The following is a 15,574-nucleotide window of genomic DNA, read 5'->3' on the forward strand; positions in this document are numbered from 1 at the left end:
ACTTGAGTGGAACCGGCTCTATTTTGTATCAAACAAGGAAACTATTTCTTCAATTTTGCAAATAATACCACAGTATTTTTATCATATATGTGCAAAAATATGAATTATTATTTAACACAATGATTTTTATAGAAATTTTTAATTTAGCGCATACAATAGTTTCTCAATGATGATTTAGGTTAACCCAAACCACCATTGAGAAACTATTTAATCGGTAAGCTGATACGGTTTATAAACTGGCTCCCATATATTGTCAGCAAGCTCCTCCCCAAATTCTGATTCATTCACCCCAGCAAGACCTTCCAATATCGCCTGCTTCCCTACTGCCTTTGCTATAGCAAGACTAATTGAGCGGAGGTTTGCCAGCGGAGGTAATAAATTAGCCGACTTATTTTCCCGAGCTGGAGAGCATTCGGCAAGCGCAAGTGCGGCAGCCTTGATCATGCCATCGGAAACTCGTTTAGCCTTAGAGGAGATAATGCCTAAAGCTAAACCGGGAAAAATGTATGAATTATTTGTTTGGTCAATATGAAATACTTTCCCATTGTACTTCACTGGCTCAAAAGGACTTCCTGTCCCAATTAAAGCACGACCTTCCGTCCAATGAAGCAGATCTTGCGGAATTGCCTCGCTATGAGAGGTTGGATTGGAAAGAGGGAAAATAACAGGGCGATCCGTATACTTCGCCATAGTACGCACCACTTCTTCAGTAAATGCACCTTGTTGTGCTGAAACGCCAATGAGGGCGGTGGGTTTTACATTGCGAACCACATCGAGTAGTCCGATTTCCTCAGAATTTGTCACCTGCCATCCGGTTATTTCGGAGCGTTTGCGCGCAAAATCAGCCTGATCTTCGGTCAATCCCTTTCCTCCTTCAACAAGAAGTCCATATCTATCTACTGCATAGATGCGTTCAGCGGCTTCTTGCTCACTTAATCCAGCATCTCTAAGGGCGCCACGTATTAATTGAGCAATTCCATGGCCCGTGCCACCAAAACCAACAAAAACGATTTTTTGCTCGTTTAGTGGAATTCCAGTGACATTAATAGCAGAAAGTAAGGTTCCTGTTGCCATCGCAGCAGTTCCCTGGATGTCATCATTAAACGTGCACAGTTGATCTCGGTAACGCGCCAATAAACGTGTTGCATTGATGCCAGCAAAATCTTCCCATTGTAAAAGAACATGCGGCCAACGACGTTTCACCGCAGATACAAATGTATCCACAAACTCATCATACTCTGCGCCACGAACACGATTGTGGCGCCAACCAACATAAAGAGGGTCTGCCAATCGTTCTTCATTGTCCGTCCCTACGTCCAGCAAAATAGGCAAGCAATATTGTGGCGGAATCCCAGCCAAAGCCGTATAAAGAGCCATTTTACCAATCGGTATTCCCATACCCCCTGCGCCTTGATCACCAAGACCGAGAATACGCTCACCATCACTCACAACAATACACTTAATTAAATCATAACGTGGATGGGATAAAATTTGATCAATCAAATTCTTGTTTGGATAGCTAAGAAATAGACCTCGAGGTTTGCGAAATATTTCGCTGAACTTTTGACACCCCTCTCCTACCACAGGAGTATAGACAATGGGCAACATTTCCTCGATATTATTAATAATCAACGAGTAAAAAAGCGTTTCATTATTATCTTGAAGACCACGTAAAAAACTGTATTTTTCTAATGAAGTGGGCAACTCAGCTAATCCATCGTAGCGACGTTTTTGCTGTTCTTGCAGAGTACTCACCTGGGGCGGTAATAAACCGTGAAGAGAAAAGTCATCTCGCTCCTTATCAGTAAAAGCAGTCCCCTTATTTAATCTGGAATTATTCAGCAAATTATAACCTGTCAATTTGGTTTTAATGATTCCTTCTTTGAGATATTGAGTTTCCTGATCTGATTTTTTCATTTTTCAAGGTCCTTTTAATGAAGTATCTATAACTGGCTGCAAAATATGTTTATTCTGGCAAAGGTATCGATTCTTTATCATCGCCAGGTATTTTCCCAAATCGTCCTTCTTTCCAATCCAATTTTGCTTGTTCAATTCGTTCTTTAGAACTAGCTACAAAATTCCACCAAAGATATCGCCGTTGTTCAAGTGGCGCACCACCCAGAATAATCATATGAACATCAGAGATAGCTGTTATCTTGACTTCAACTCCTGTTTTAAGGATAAGCATTTTTGTAGCTTTATATTGAGTATTGTTTATAGTTATCTCTCCACTTAGAAGATGAATTGCTCGCTCTTCTACTGTCGATGGGATGCTAAATTGAGTATGAGGCTTTAATTTACATTCAACAAAAAGTGCATCGTTTGGAGTGATAACCGATGATTTCAATCCCATCCATTCCCCAGTAACAATCCGCAAACTCAAATTTTTATCATCGTTATATGTAGGAATGGCACTTTTATCATAATGGGTAAATGAAGGATTGGTTTCTTCTTTGTGAACGGCTAATGCTAACCAGCATTGAATTCCAAAAAGATGGTGTGGATAAAAACGAGCTTCGTGTGGTGTGCGCTCTGAATGAGCAATCCCTCGTCCAGCAGTCATTAGATTCACTTCACCAGGAACAATAATTTGATGGCTACCAAGTGTATCTCGATGCTCCAGTTTCCCAGAAAATAAATAAGTCATGGTTGATAGACCAATATGTGGGTGTGGGAGTATATCAATTCCCTTGCCCGATAGGAGTTCGCCTGGTCCTGCTTGATCCCAAAAAACAAAAGGACCTACAGTTTTTTTCTCCTTAGAGGGGATTATGCGGTCTACTTGAAATCCGCCCAGATCAACCGCTCGAGGAAGCAACGCTACACTAATTTGCTGCGGACATCCTTGAGTTTCACATATCGGGTCCTTTGCATTAAAGTAACTCATTCTTGGTATTCTCCCTGGATGACTCTAGACCTCAATATCGCGCGCGGACCTATTTGAAATAAGCATAGCTCAAATTAAGAATTAAGGAGAGACCAAAAAGTCACACGCTTATAATGAACAAACCCATTTAGATAAAATTTAAACCATCATGCCCCTAAAATAATTCAACAGGTTTTTTACGGCTATACTTAATAGTACTTTAAGTCAAGGAAAGGATAGCATATGAACACTCTTCGTTTGGACTTTCCAGAATTGATCAGTCGTTTTTTCAAGTTGATGATAATCTTGTTGCTTTTAGCTCTTTTGAGCCCAACATCGTTCGCAGATCAAGCTAAGGTAGTAAAAAATTCTGACGGTTCTTCGGTTGAAATAAAGGCTGACGGCACCAAGATTATTACCAACACAGACCATTCTTCGGTGGTAGAGAAAAAAGATGGTACCAAAATTATTACCAATGCGGATGGGTCTATGGTACAAAAAAATCCTGATGGCACTAAAATTATCACCAATGTGGATCATTCTTCCATAATCTATAAACCAGACGGAACCAAGATTATTACCAATACAGACGGTTCGTCAGTACAAGTTAATCCTAATGGCAAGGAAATTGTTAAGGATCCCAAGGACAAAGTGAGCCACTAATTCAGTAGAGCTCATCCTATCCTCCTAAAAAAACTGTTGCCCTTGCTCTTAATCAGATTTTTTACAAGTTTGATTAAATTTTGCTGCAAACTCATCTAACATACTTTGTTTTAACTTGGTGTTACCTGCGGCAACATAAGAAATGAATAATTGATTAAAGCAAGACTGGAGCGTCCCCTGATCGGGCATTTCTTTGGTATCTGCAATAGTTCCTAAATCAATGTAATCCAATTTCAGCTGAGCATTCGAGTCCACGCTATAATAGGCTTTAGCAACACAGCAAATGGCACATGCGGCCAAATCATCATATGCTTTAATACTAGGATCAGACTTTTTAGATAATCCAACCAGATCATAGGCGGTAAGGTTTTGACTAAAGCTTAAGTGATTATTGACCTCTAATACGTCTTGCAAACCTCCATTACAACGATCGCCACCTGCCAACGTTTCAAGATCCAAAATATCTGCATTTTTTCTTTTTACTCGATGGATGGCAGTAAAATGCCCTGTGCCACCACCACTATTAATAGTGTAAAGCCAATATGTTTTCTCTCCAGCATTAAAAAATTTGTAATAGCTGTAACCTTGTGCTGAGTCTGAAAATTCGGGATCTTGCCAATCATAGCCTATATAACCGTTTGCAATGAGCTTGGAATTTTGTCCTTTCATAACATATTTTTGTTTTGCTAACCCGCATTGATTCAGGTCAATTACGTTTCCTTCCATATTAAAAAAACACAAAGCATCGAGGGGCTTGTTATGAAACATAAAATCAGCAGGAACTGCTGCCCAAATTTTTACAGTAAATAGATATGAAAAGTAAAAAAACCAAAATATTCTATGCAGCATATTAAAATCATTCCTCAATTACATGGGCCACTCATCCCCCAAAAGGCAATCATGTGGTACTTTTTTGAATTTTATTCTACAGAATAAACCATCCCTGTTTGCGCACCTTCGACACTTTTGCAAAATGCCAGCGCAACACGACTGGCTGGCACCGGTTCAAAACCAGGAAAAAAAGGTGCATATCGACTCATTGATTCCGAGATGACCGTAGGGCTTACTGCATTAATACGAAGATGATGTGGCATTTCAATCGCAGCACTTTTAACAAAAGAATTGAGTGCACCATTGACCATAGAGCCAGATGTGCCCATCAAAATTGGATCATGACTTAAAATACCGCTTGTTAAAGTAAATGAACCGCTCTTATTGATGTATTTAAGACCAACTAATACCAGTCTAATTTGTCCCATCAATTTACTATTCAGGCCGAGAGCATATTGTTCTTCAGTAAAATTCGTTAATCGTTCAAAGCACACTTCTCCGGTTACCGAAACAACTGCATCGAACGAGCCTATTGATTGGTAGAGCGTCTCGATTGAATGGGTATCTCTAATGTCCACTTGAAAATCGCCATGTGTATGGCCTACGGTAACTACTATGTGACGCTGTGCCAGTTCTTTACACACTGCTTCACCTATTATTCCAGTTCCACCGACTACAATAATTTTCATTTGCTTTTCCTTTGCTTAAGATTGCGCCGTCAAAAAATTAAGATAATTAATAGCTAAATGGTGTAATTTTATTTCATTCTAACCCGTATAATTGTTCTAATATGGCATCAATATTTTTTTGGGCAATAGAAATTTCTGTGGCTGAGTTACAATTCATTTTAGTGGTATCCGTTAACAATCTATAAGAACGATGCAAATCCGTCCTTGCGTTAAACCAATATTCTTTTAATATGAACTGCCCGCTGCGATCTACTAATTTTGCAGATTCCTGGATTATGGATGAGCAAGAGTTTGTTTGATCAACGCTTAACGCTTCGATGTTTTGAGACACTTCATGACATTGATTTGCAAGATAGGCTTTTGCTTCTTCAGGCATACTATAGGCTGAGCAAGATAATAAGAAAAAAGTAGTAAGGATAAGAATTTTTTTTAGCATGTGATCATCCTTTATCAATTTAAGTCCAAAATTTTCACACGAAATTCTTACATGAGATGTTCAACTTTTCAATCTTATTCATTTATTAATTCTCGCTACTTAGATAGAAAATACAAATCGACTAATAAAATCAACTAATGTACAATAATTCCCATGATTGCCTAGTTAGAGCTCACTTATGTTCAGCAAAATTTATGTAGCGGCATTACAAGCAAAATCCAAAGAAGATTTAAGGCTGAAATTAAAGAATCTACACCTCGAGTCAAAGGGATGTCACATTGATGAGAAAAGAGGATTTAACCCCTTACTTACTCCGGCAGGTGAATTAGCATCTCAAGGATATACTCAACAAGTCGAATGGTTGCGTGAACTAGGAGCAAGCGTTGATCACATTGCCTATGGTTATGCGCTAGCTGGAAATCATGCTAAAGTCGAGGAATATCGTGACGATCATAGAGCAAGCGTGGATCTAATTGCTCAAGGTTATGCATCTGCCGGAGATATTTATTATCTGAAAGTTAAAGAGTATCGAGCAAAGCACGCGGCAAGTGTCCATGCAATTGCTAAAGGCTATGCTTTTTCAGGAAAACATCAAAGAGTAGAAGAATATCGCACTCAGTATAATGCAAGCGTTCATGAGATTGCAGAAGCTTATGCCATGGCAGGAGACCATGAAAGTGCCGAAATTTATCGAACAAAACACCATGCAAACATTGAGCGCATTGCTAAAGGGTATGCGTTGTTTGGTAATACACCAAAGGTTGAAGAGTATCGCCAATTAAGCCAGCAGAAAACATGTATAGACGCAATTGCTCAAGGTTATGCCAGAGCCGGAAATCACCTTCATGTTGAACGATATCGTACGAAACATAATGCAAGTGTTGATGCAATTGCCCAAGGCTATGCGATAACCGGCAATCATCTAAAAGTAGAAGAATACCGAACAAAATATAATGCAAGCGTTGATGCAATTGCCGAAGGTTATGCATTAGCTAATTATCATAATCAAGTTGAAGAGTACCGGACGCAACATAAAGCATCGCCCTTTGCAATTGCTAAAGGTTATGCGCATGCCGGTAATCATACCAAAGTTGAAGAATATCGTAGCGCCCATAAAGTAGGTGTGAGTGCAATTGCCAAGTATTATGTGCTAGCAGGAAATGATACGAAAGTTGAAGAGTATCGGCGGCATGGCGCAAACGCTTATGCGATTGCTCAAAGCTATGCCATAGTTGGGAATCATGAAAAAGTCGAAGACTATATCTTTTTACCTACTGTAGAAACTTCTAGCATAGTCAATTTCATTGCTAAAGGCTACGCTATAGCAGGTAATCATGAAAAAGTGCAGGAATTTCGGGAGCGATTTAAGGCAGACGCAACGGCGATTGCGCAAGGTTATGCTTTAGCTGGAAATCATGAGAAAGTTGAAGAATATCATACGCAAAAGAATACTGATGCGATCGCCCAAGGTTATATTTTTGCTGGAAATCATGAAAAGGTTGAAGAATACCACGTGAAACATGGGGCGAGCGTTGATAAGATTGCTACAGAGTATGCACTTTTCGGAAATCATGAAAAGGTTGAAGAATACCGCGTGAGACATGGGGCGAGCATAAAGAAGATTGCCGAGGTATATCATTCCCTTCAAAATCAGAAAAAAATCCGAGAATATGACATCCACGCACTCCTTTCTGGCTATCTCGAAGATAGAAAAAAAATAGTAGATTCTTCAGGGAAAACTAAAGAGTATTTTTATAATTTTTTTACACGTTTCCAGAAAAGCTTGAAACAAAAATGCGACGCAGTTGATGCCCTAAGCAAAGCCTTAAATGGAGAAAAGATTGATTTAACCCGACATGTAGATACTTTAAGAAACGGTAATTTAGGCAAGGAGTTAAGAGCGTTTATTAAAGCGGGTAAAGCCGATGAGCTCGTTGATGAAAAAGTTCGTACTGTCAGGGATTTTTTGGATGCGCTGCAACGAAAGAACAATCCTCAATTGGTACAACAGGTTTAAAATTTACTCATGAAAAAGCGAGCCAGACTCGATTCGATAACAGAATGCATCAAAAATATCGAGTCTGGGCCACTCACTTTTAAAAAATACACTCGCGGAAGGAGCATTTAAGTTTTTTGATTTTCCCTTATGCAAAATTACGATATATTGTGGAAACTAATTACAGCTCCAGCATAATCTGTAGATAACCCAGTAATGAATGAACAAATTCAGTTTAGGCAAGAGCTTTATTATCGATTAATTAATAAGGACGATTATGCACCGCTTTATGAATAGAGTTTTATGTACCATACTTTTTTTAGTTAGCACTTCTGTTTTTGCGTCCCCAATTGAAATCAATCTTGACTCTCATAAATCTACTATATTAACGAATACCAATATACAAAAAGTCTCTATGCTCTGTGAAGTACATGCCGTTTCAAGCGCAAAAAGCCAAATTTCCATACAGATAATTCATGGAAAAGGCACATTCAATGGAACTACATTTAAACAAGGAGATTTTTTAGTCTCAACTATCAGCAACCTGCAACAAATTCCTGTCGCGGCAGATCCTGGCACTCAAGCTCAGGTTAACAATTTAGGTGCTTATCCAATAAGAGCAATCTGTAACGGCAATATTTAGTTTTTATACGGGCAGGAACACCCCAGCCCATGTTTCATTTGCCGATTATCTCCCTGCCAATTAGTACTTACCCCAAAGCTATCGCATCGTACTTGCGACTTTGTTCTTCAAGAGCTGCGATGTCACTGCTACAAATATACTGTTTTAAGTGATTAAATTTTTCTTCAGGCCATGAATAGACATCCAGATTGAGAATACGTTGAATCACATTGTCTGAAAATCGTTTTTTTACCAGTTTAGCAGGACTACCTGCAACAATGCTGTACGGCTCAACATCTTTCGTCACCACACTATTGGCAGCAATGATTGCACCTTCACCAATTGTGACACCCGGCATAATCATCGAGCGCATACCAAGCCAAACTCCATCTTTAATGATTGTATTACCCTTGCCTTGGTATGCCTGCACATAATTGTCTGCAAATGGATACAAGCAAAACCAATCGGCTCGGTGATTATGATTTCCTCCCAACATAATAATCACCTCGGCTGCTATGCACACATAATCACCTATGTAGAGCTGATCAATGCTCCATTGAGGCTGCCAATTTCTTAAGCTGAATTCATCTCCATAGAGATATCTCACCACCGTTTCTTCAAAACTACCTGTCCAGGCATCACTGTAGTAACTGTGCATCCCTTTAATGTGAATATTGGGATTTTTTACGTTCTTGTGTAGGTACTCTACTCGAGACCAGTGTTTTTCTACTGTTCTTATCATGATTATTGTTTTTGTTAATAAAAAAAATGATTCTATCTAAAAAGAATAAAAAACTAAATTTTTAAAAATTATATAGATAACCGATAAGACATTGGCTATTCTCAATGAGGAAATAATAAAATTTACAAACACAAGGAGTGTCCTAATATGAATCGTTTCTTTTTAAAAGGAATCGGTATTTCCATTCTTGCAATGCTGTGTTCCTTATCAACTTATGCCGACACCGCCGAAGACTTTCAATCTCGATGTACAAATGCCTGGATGAAAAAAGCAGATGAAGTAAAAGACAAAGTAGATTTTAAGAATTTTGGTGAAAAATATTGTGGTTGTGCAGCAAAACAACCATTAGATAATGAAGCAGCCGTTCAAAAAGCGGCCCAGGTATGCATATCAAGAACATTGCTTCATGACGCGATGGATTCTATAGAAGAGGATGTTGGCTTAGATAAAGCAAAGGATAGTGATGTAGCGGATTATTGTCAGAGTCGATGGGCGCTGGTCATCCCCAAACAAACGGATGAGGATAAAAAATTAATAAATACTTTTTGTGATTGTGCTAAACCCAAATTAGTGGATTTGCTCAAAAAATCCAATGATATGACGGACAAACAGTATTATGCAGAAATTGATACGGTTGCTGATACTTGTGCTGAAAGTACAGCTTCTTCCTCCAAATCAGAACCTGCGCCCGCAGCACCTACACCTGCAAATTAAGAAGCGCTTGAAGCCTGGGTGAAGCATGAAACCCGGGCCACAATTTTTCTCACTGCTTTTCCTTCTGCCCATACAATCAAGTAGGGTCAGATACATTGATCGAAACGTTTTCTAAGAATAAATAAGGTTTTTTTCCTGCGTTAAGCCACTTTCTTCCCCAACACGTTTGACAGGGGATAAATCTCTTGATACAGGCAATTTTTTCTTTGGTGATGTAAATCATACAGGTTCTAAACGCAATATGATATTCCAAACCGGCACCAATTCTCTTTGCTATAGCATCACAATTCGGTTCTACCACCTGTGTTGCCAATGCCTCTGTCGCGGCGAGGGATTCATTAGGCGTTAAATGACTATAGAGCTGACTAAATTTATTATCATAAAAAACCATCTCTTTCTCCAAACAATAGGCATACCTGTCGCGAGTAAGAGTAAACTGACATTTACCGCTGTATCTAAGATAATTTGCATGTACATGAGCCGAAATTAAAAAAACACATAAAAAAACGATATGAGATGTTTTTTTCACAATACACTCCCTGTTTCAATGGATGGCTCCGTACTTCTGTCGAGTTAATGGAACTCCTTAAATTCACTATAAATGCTAATGCAACATTAATTCAACTAATCTATATGTTATGATAAAACCTTGATAAATTGAGTTAATGCAATGCATGAAATACACTAAATTCGGTTATAGGATAAAACAACTGACGAACGGTTTGGGCTACTCCTGGCTCTTCTTACCTGGTGGTCCAGGCTTGGGATCGGAATACCTGACTGATTTATGTACCAAATTGTATTTGCCAGGGTCTGTTTTTCTTTTAGACTTCCCCAAAGATGGCACTAATACTCAAGGCAAACTGGGTATCCCATATTGGCAAGACGGTTTAATTGATTTATTAGAATCCTTTTCCAAACCAGTATTGGTCACCCACAGTTTTTCAGGAATGTTTGCGTTAAACCTACCCGAGCTTAAGCACCATCTGACCGGGTTGGTATTAATGAATACCACTACCAAAAACAGCTTTTTTCAGCATGTAAGTTGCATGCAACAGTCATATCAGTTACCCGATTTGGTTCCTGCTGCCAGCCAATATCATTTGACTCCCTCCAATGAAACCTATAAAGAATTTTGGAACACTTATAAATATTATTGCTTTACAACCGATGAATTGGAAGAAGGAGAAAAACTCATTTCTCTTTTTGCATTTAATAATGCGGCTTACTATCATGCTATTGAACATTTTTATCCGGATTATTTCTGCAAATGGGCTCCAGAAGCAATACCAACAATGACGATTGCCAGTGAACATGACTTTATTTGTCCACCAAACATCTTCATCGAAAACAAAGACTTTCAAAGAAAAAACAATATCAATAAAATAATTGCTAAAGCAGGCCATTTGCCATGGTTACTTGCTTTTGAGCAAGTTCAGCAGTGTTTTGATGATTTTATAGTAAACCTGAACTCTGTAACAACGGATTAATAGGACGTCTTATATTCATTTTTATTGGAGGAGTAAAATGTATCCGGTAACAACCATAAGCAGTTCATTGTTGGCCCTAGCCTATGTTTATCTCTCAATCTATGTTGTGACCCTACGTCGAAAACATAAAGTTTCTATTGGCAGTAAAGAATGCGTTGATTTGGAAATGGCAATAAGAGCTCACGGCAATTTTGGCGAATATGTCCCGCTTACCTTAATATTGCTTTTTTGTGCGGAAGTAAATAAAGCAAACTGGTTAATCCTCTCCATTCTGGTTTTTTTATTTATCTTGGGACGATTATTCCATGCCTATGCGTTTCTTCAGGAAAAGCATCATTTGAAATTTCGTGTTCGAGGAATGATGTTAACCTTTGGCGTGATGGGCTGTCTTTCATTTTTAAATCTAGGTATGCTCGTTCTAAAATAATAACGGATGCGTCTTTATTTGATACTTTTGATTGGATGAGTTATTTTCTTTTAATGAAGAATCGCATAACCTGGGTTAATGGATGACCAATCACCTTATAAATAAAAATGTTGATATTTATAAGTATCCAAATGAATTGGAACACAATTTAGGCTCGATCACCCTCGGTGATTTACATGGCAATCCAATCAAACTCATCCATTTCCTCTTTCGCCAGCAAATCATTCAATTTAAAGATACCGTTGAAAATAATGAAAAAACGTATGAGCAACTCGTAACACTTTATGAGCAATATGGGGAGATCCTTGAAGCGTATCTGGAAAACCGTACCCTTCTGCAATTAACACAAGTCAAAATAGATAATGCAAAAGAACGGATTGCAAATCAGGATAGACAATTATCACTTGAAGCAAATAGTGACACGCATCAATATCAAGCCATAATCCAATTGCGGCAACAAACACTAGAAAAGTTACAAACAGCGGAAGAAGAGTGCGTAAAATTAAAACAAAAATTAACTGAACCTAAAGATAAGCTGTCTCACTGTATTGCTCAATTTAATCTCTTCATGAATCAAGTAGAAGTTCGTGATAATCAAACCATGATTCGTCTTCTTGGTGATGAAATTACCGATCGTGGAAATTGTGATTACTTCACCTTTAGAATTCTTAACTTACTTAAACAAACGCATTGTCCATTAACTATTCTTGTTTCTAATCATGGAAGTGAATTTATCTATGCGTTTGAGCAATTCATGGCTGGGAATCCCTTTTTGCCTCAAGGTTATATTGCTGATTTTCAAATCCCCTCGTTCTGGGGCCTTAAGCTTTTACTCGAAAACGATATTATTTCCCATGAAGAGTTAACCCTTTTAGTCAATGAACTCTATAAACCCACGTTGAAAATAATCGACTACACAATAAGTGAAAAGGGAATTACTTTATTTAGTCACGCTCCCATCCGTTTTGATGCCATTCAATTGATGGCTCAAAGTTTGGGAGTACACTATGATGACGCCACAGCAGAAGCTTTAGCAGCAACTATTGAGCAAATTAATTATCGATTTCAATCCTACCTTGAGAATAATAGTGTTCACACCCTGTTTCATACAGATGCAATTCACGACAGAACCAATATGTCAGAACAAGAAAGAGCTGCATGGCCTTTAGTTTATCTTTTCTGGAATCGATGGGATGAGACGAAAGAAATCCAAACAGCAAGACCAGCAACACACAATAACTACTGCATTACTTATGTTCATGGACATGATTGTTTTCAAAGTCTTCTAACTCATATTTTCAATTTAGACACGCCTTGTGGTAAGGAAGCACGCAAAACTGAAGAGAAACAAATCGACCTGATGTTTCGCTATATCATAGAAAATCGCAATAAAACTGTGGATAAAACGGCTGCAGAATTTTATCTTCGTCATGTTTTAAGATATAAAGTACTCAATTCAGATGAGGCCCACTTAGAACATAAAGAACGAAACAAACCTCAGTCGATAAAAACTCCTCAAGATCATGAATTAAATAGCAGTATAAAAATACTAAGTCGCTTAGGCAGATCTGCACTACCACCTCCAATGTCATACATGGAGTTAAACGCAGCAAACAAACTCAACACCAAAGAATTGATCGTTGCCTCGAGAGAAGAAGAAATAATATTTGCTTCTGCTTTGGGTATAACCAACTAAAAAAGCAAATGATTACCTACCCAAATTCAGGCCAAAAGAAATGATTGCTACGCGTTCCGGGGTTAGAGCAGTGCCTTCACCCGGGCTGCGATTGGATGTTTAATTTATCGTTGGTGTTGAAAAAATAATGTCTTATCACCATAATTTGACGCCAATAAAGGGCTTTCCAACACTAATGTTCCTATATGGTACTCTGTACCTTGATATGCTCCATATACTTCATAGATTGGTCCCATAGGTACTTGTAATAAAGAGACTCTGAAATCTTCCCGAGAGGTTTCAGGAATCAAATCTTTGACTAAACCAGTTGGTCTGAAATAAAGTCGCTCAGGAAAAACTGGAATGCCATTATATTTACCTTCACTTGTCCAAGCCGCTAAATGCCATAGAGGCAGATTATTCGCCGGGTCACGAGTAAATTCAAAAATTTTCTCAATGGCAGTCAAAGTCCAACTGGTAGGATGCGGGATTTGATTGGAAAAATCTTTGGCAAAATAATTCCAATTCTCTTTTTGTCCTTCAAGCAAATTCATAACATGCAAATTTAAAGAGGAATGCTTAGAAATTAAAATTTTAATTGCCATCCCAGGAATGTAATTATCATCAGCAGGCGGAGTTGCCAGAGAAAGGCGTGCAACCCCAATTCCACCGGATTGATAAATGCCGGTGAATGGATGGCCCTCTGCTGGAATCAAAGCGATTTTCCCTACTGAACCATTAGCATGAATAATTTTTACTCGCCCTTCAGGCAGCTCATCACTGGTATAATCAAATGTAGGCTTTAAGTTAAATAAGCCTTTTAATTTTTCGAGTACTTCATTAAAGCTACTCCCCGTCAGTGGAGGTAATGAATCTTCGGCATTGCTTAAGGTGATTTCATTCCATAATAAATTTTGCTTTTCTGCAGCAGATAAATCCTGATAATTACAGGGTAACTGCGCATATAGATCAAAACTCATGAGCAAATAAATGAGTCCATTTAAAACCAAAGTCAAACAACGGCGCATCCTAACCTCCTTGTCATCAAAGTTTATTTTTGTGACAGAGTATACGAAATAAGGAAGCTTTTCTAATATTTTTTTGAGCAGTTTTGTGGCTTGAGCTCAACGCTATAAGCCTCCGTCGTCCCGGGTGCAACGCGAGATGACGGCAAAAACAGATAGGTTACGGTTAAAGCGATTAAGATTATGACTTCATGAAATGATCATAGATAGCACGACTTGCAAGGGCAATAGCGCGGCTGCGCGGATAATCACTAGCTGATTTTGATTTAACATACACTGCAATTGCAATATGTCCTTTATTTTTGGGCAAAGTAATAATCCCAACATCACTAACAAAACGATACAGTTTTTTAGATCCGGGATACCTTAAATAATCCCGTTCATAAATTGACCATGTCCCTGTTTTATGCGCTACCTTTACATTAGGTGGCAGTAACCCCTTTATTCTGCTGCGGCCCGTGCGGCATTGCTCCATAATCTTCATCAAAAGATCGGTACTTGATTCTGAGAGTGCTTGCTTTTTATATAATTTTACGAGTAATTTTGCCATGTCATCCGGTGTTGTGGTGTCACGTATATCTTTTTGAAAACGTTGCCATGCTTGTTGCTTTTCTTTAAGAGGCACACGATTCGATATTTTTTGCCAGGAATAGACCGGTTGGCGTTTTTTTAAAAATGAATGATCGACATGATTTGTATCCAAAAACATTTCCATAATCGAGCGATTAATAAAAGTATTCTTGAATCCTAGTGCACTCATCCGTTTTGCTACATATTTAGGTCCGTTCGCCGCCTGCAACAATGCATCACTTGCACTGTTATCACTATTTTTGAGTGTATGCATCAATATTTGTTTCAGGGAAATGTTTAATTTTTTCTTTTCAAATAAATAATGCAATGCTCCGGAACCAGGAACTGAATTACTTGAATCCATTTTAATCACACGATCTAATGAATCCTTCTTCTCATCAACGCGATGTAAAAAAGCCATCGCAATGGGTAACTTGATGGTGCTCGCCATGAAAAAACGCTGGGAGCTATTATGTTCAATGATCTTATTTTTCTCTATATAAATGGCAGTAAGCCCCATTACGGTATTCGAGTTTTTTTCAATCGCTTGTAATTTTTTTATCAGTTCCGCATCACTTGGAGTAGCAAAACCATTCACTGAAAACACAAAACCCAAAAGCCAACATAGTAAGGTACTTTTTTTCCTTAAAATATTGACGCGTTGCGCCAGTAATTTTATTTTCATAAAGTATTTAATCCATTTCTGATTATTTTTATTCAATATTTTTAGCGTACATATCAGTAAATATGTTTCATTGCGGCATATTTCAACTCATATGTTCAATGTATGTTAGACATTTCCCTATCAGCATGTAACAGTCCATAGTT

Annotated in this window: 16 protein-coding genes; 7 read left to right on the forward strand and 9 right to left on the reverse strand. The window is 38.3% G+C overall.

Annotated elements, in window-relative coordinates:
• Positions 1–207: 207 nt before the first annotated feature.
• Together BW930_RS04750 and BW930_RS04755 are read right to left on the reverse strand one after the other, a co-directional pair.
• Positions 208–1,917, reverse strand: a complete 1,710-nt coding sequence (locus tag BW930_RS04750; protein ID WP_058467236.1) for an NAD-dependent malic enzyme — start codon at positions 1,915–1,917, stop codon at positions 208–210.
• Between the two features lie 49 nt (positions 1,918–1,966).
• Positions 1,967–2,887 carry a pirin family protein gene (locus BW930_RS04755; RefSeq protein WP_058467237.1) on the reverse strand — a complete coding sequence of 307 codons (921 nt, stop codon included), beginning with the start codon at positions 2,885–2,887 and terminating at the stop codon, positions 1,967–1,969.
• 222 nt (positions 2,888–3,109) lie between these two features.
• Here BW930_RS04755 and BW930_RS04760 point away from each other — a divergent pair, with 222 nt between their 5' ends.
• Positions 3,110–3,529 (forward strand): hypothetical protein, encoded by a 420-nt coding sequence (locus tag BW930_RS04760; protein WP_058467238.1) that lies wholly within the window; start codon positions 3,110–3,112, stop codon positions 3,527–3,529.
• A 48-nt stretch (positions 3,530–3,577) separates the two neighbouring features.
• Here the strand turns inward: BW930_RS04760 and BW930_RS04765 are convergent, their stop codons facing one another.
• The 3 genes from BW930_RS04765 to BW930_RS04775 all read right to left on the reverse strand — a co-directional run bounded on the left by BW930_RS04765 (position 3,578) and on the right by BW930_RS04775 (position 5,485).
• Positions 3,578–4,378, reverse strand: coding sequence for a hypothetical protein (locus tag BW930_RS04765; protein ID WP_058467239.1), 801 nt, complete (start codon positions 4,376–4,378; stop codon positions 3,578–3,580).
• A 71-nt stretch (positions 4,379–4,449) separates the two neighbouring features.
• Positions 4,450–5,049 carry a short chain dehydrogenase gene (locus BW930_RS04770; protein ID WP_058467240.1) on the reverse strand — a complete coding sequence of 200 codons (600 nt, stop codon included), beginning with the start codon at positions 5,047–5,049 and terminating at the stop codon, positions 4,450–4,452.
• Positions 5,050–5,122: 73 nt separating this feature from the next.
• A complete protein-coding gene (locus BW930_RS04775; RefSeq protein ID WP_058467241.1) occupies positions 5,123–5,485 on the reverse strand; it encodes a hypothetical protein in 363 nt (120 codons plus the stop codon).
• Positions 5,486–5,663: 178 nt separating this feature from the next.
• On the opposite strand from BW930_RS04775, the gene BW930_RS04780 reads away from it, so the two are divergent.
• Together BW930_RS04780 and BW930_RS04785 are read left to right on the forward strand one after the other, a co-directional pair.
• Entirely contained in the window at positions 5,664–7,502 is a 1,839-nt protein-coding gene (locus BW930_RS04780; RefSeq protein ID WP_058467242.1) for a hypothetical protein, read from the forward strand.
• 268 nt (positions 7,503–7,770) lie between these two features.
• The gene (locus tag BW930_RS04785) at positions 7,771–8,124 is read left to right on the forward strand and encodes a hypothetical protein (protein WP_238587830.1); all 354 of its coding nucleotides are present in this window, start codon (positions 7,771–7,773) and stop codon (positions 8,122–8,124) included.
• Positions 8,125–8,191: 67 nt separating this feature from the next.
• Here the strand turns inward: BW930_RS04785 and BW930_RS04790 are convergent, their stop codons facing one another.
• Positions 8,192–8,845 carry a CatB-related O-acetyltransferase gene (locus tag BW930_RS04790; protein WP_058467244.1) on the reverse strand — a complete coding sequence of 218 codons (654 nt, stop codon included), beginning with the start codon at positions 8,843–8,845 and terminating at the stop codon, positions 8,192–8,194.
• Positions 8,846–8,992: 147 nt separating this feature from the next.
• On the opposite strand from BW930_RS04790, the gene BW930_RS04795 reads away from it, so the two are divergent.
• On the forward strand, positions 8,993–9,559 hold the full coding sequence (locus tag BW930_RS04795; protein ID WP_058467245.1) for a hypothetical protein: 567 nt from the start codon (positions 8,993–8,995) through the stop codon (positions 9,557–9,559).
• A gap of 76 nt (positions 9,560–9,635) precedes the next feature.
• Here the strand turns inward: BW930_RS04795 and BW930_RS04800 are convergent, their stop codons facing one another.
• Complete coding sequence (locus BW930_RS04800) at positions 9,636–10,088, reverse strand: hypothetical protein (protein ID WP_238587831.1); 453 nt, start codon at positions 10,086–10,088, stop codon at positions 9,636–9,638.
• 136 nt (positions 10,089–10,224) lie between these two features.
• Between BW930_RS04800 and BW930_RS04805 the strand changes: the two genes are divergently transcribed.
• The 3 genes from BW930_RS04805 to wip all read left to right on the forward strand — a co-directional run bounded on the left by BW930_RS04805 (position 10,225) and on the right by wip (position 13,172).
• On the forward strand, positions 10,225–11,049 hold the full coding sequence (locus BW930_RS04805; protein ID WP_058467247.1) for an alpha/beta hydrolase: 825 nt from the start codon (positions 10,225–10,227) through the stop codon (positions 11,047–11,049).
• 37 nt (positions 11,050–11,086) lie between these two features.
• Positions 11,087–11,476 (forward strand): MAPEG family protein, encoded by a 390-nt coding sequence (locus BW930_RS04810; protein WP_058467248.1) that lies wholly within the window; start codon positions 11,087–11,089, stop codon positions 11,474–11,476.
• Between the two features lie 82 nt (positions 11,477–11,558).
• Positions 11,559–13,172: a Dot/Icm T4SS effector Wip gene (wip, locus tag BW930_RS04815; protein WP_058467249.1), complete on the forward strand. Its 1,614-nt coding sequence runs from the start codon at positions 11,559–11,561 to the stop codon at positions 13,170–13,172.
• A gap of 104 nt (positions 13,173–13,276) precedes the next feature.
• Here the strand turns inward: wip and BW930_RS04820 are convergent, their stop codons facing one another.
• Complete coding sequence (locus BW930_RS04820; protein WP_058467250.1) at positions 13,277–14,179, reverse strand: hypothetical protein; 903 nt, start codon at positions 14,177–14,179, stop codon at positions 13,277–13,279.
• 178 nt (positions 14,180–14,357) lie between these two features.
• Positions 14,358–15,431 carry a class A beta-lactamase gene (gene bla / locus BW930_RS04825; protein WP_058467251.1) on the reverse strand — a complete coding sequence of 358 codons (1,074 nt, stop codon included), beginning with the start codon at positions 15,429–15,431 and terminating at the stop codon, positions 14,358–14,360.
• Between the last annotated feature and the right edge of the window lie 143 nt (positions 15,432–15,574).

Origin of the sequence: Fluoribacter gormanii (assembly GCF_900156395.1) — a bacterium.
Classification (GTDB): Bacteria; Pseudomonadota; Gammaproteobacteria; order Legionellales; family Legionellaceae; genus Legionella; species Legionella gormanii.

Bases quoted from the DNA above. Each gene is read 5' to 3' on its own strand.
- BW930_RS04750 (WP_058467236.1), bottom strand. From the start codon at position 1,917: ATGAAAAAATCAGATCAGGAAACTCAATATCTCAAAGAAGGAATCATT.
- BW930_RS04755 (WP_058467237.1), bottom strand. From the start codon at position 2,887: ATGAGTTACTTTAATGCAAAGGACCCGATATGTGAAACTCAAGGATGT.
- BW930_RS04760 (WP_058467238.1), top strand. From the start codon at position 3,110: ATGAACACTCTTCGTTTGGACTTTCCAGAATTGATCAGTCGTTTTTTC.
- BW930_RS04765 (WP_058467239.1), bottom strand. From the start codon at position 4,378: ATGCTGCATAGAATATTTTGGTTTTTTTACTTTTCATATCTATTTACT.
- BW930_RS04770 (WP_058467240.1), bottom strand. From the start codon at position 5,049: ATGAAAATTATTGTAGTCGGTGGAACTGGAATAATAGGTGAAGCAGTG.
- BW930_RS04775 (WP_058467241.1), bottom strand. From the start codon at position 5,485: ATGCTAAAAAAAATTCTTATCCTTACTACTTTTTTCTTATTATCTTGC.
- BW930_RS04780 (WP_058467242.1), top strand. From the start codon at position 5,664: ATGTTCAGCAAAATTTATGTAGCGGCATTACAAGCAAAATCCAAAGAA.
- BW930_RS04785 (WP_238587830.1), top strand. From the start codon at position 7,771: ATGAATAGAGTTTTATGTACCATACTTTTTTTAGTTAGCACTTCTGTT.
- BW930_RS04790 (WP_058467244.1), bottom strand. From the start codon at position 8,845: ATGATAAGAACAGTAGAAAAACACTGGTCTCGAGTAGAGTACCTACAC.
- BW930_RS04795 (WP_058467245.1), top strand. From the start codon at position 8,993: ATGAATCGTTTCTTTTTAAAAGGAATCGGTATTTCCATTCTTGCAATG.
- BW930_RS04805 (WP_058467247.1), top strand. From the start codon at position 10,225: ATGCAATGCATGAAATACACTAAATTCGGTTATAGGATAAAACAACTG.
- BW930_RS04810 (WP_058467248.1), top strand. From the start codon at position 11,087: ATGTATCCGGTAACAACCATAAGCAGTTCATTGTTGGCCCTAGCCTAT.
- wip (WP_058467249.1), top strand. From the start codon at position 11,559: ATGACCAATCACCTTATAAATAAAAATGTTGATATTTATAAGTATCCA.
- BW930_RS04820 (WP_058467250.1), bottom strand. From the start codon at position 14,179: ATGCGCCGTTGTTTGACTTTGGTTTTAAATGGACTCATTTATTTGCTC.
- bla (WP_058467251.1), bottom strand. From the start codon at position 15,431: ATGAAAATAAAATTACTGGCGCAACGCGTCAATATTTTAAGGAAAAAA.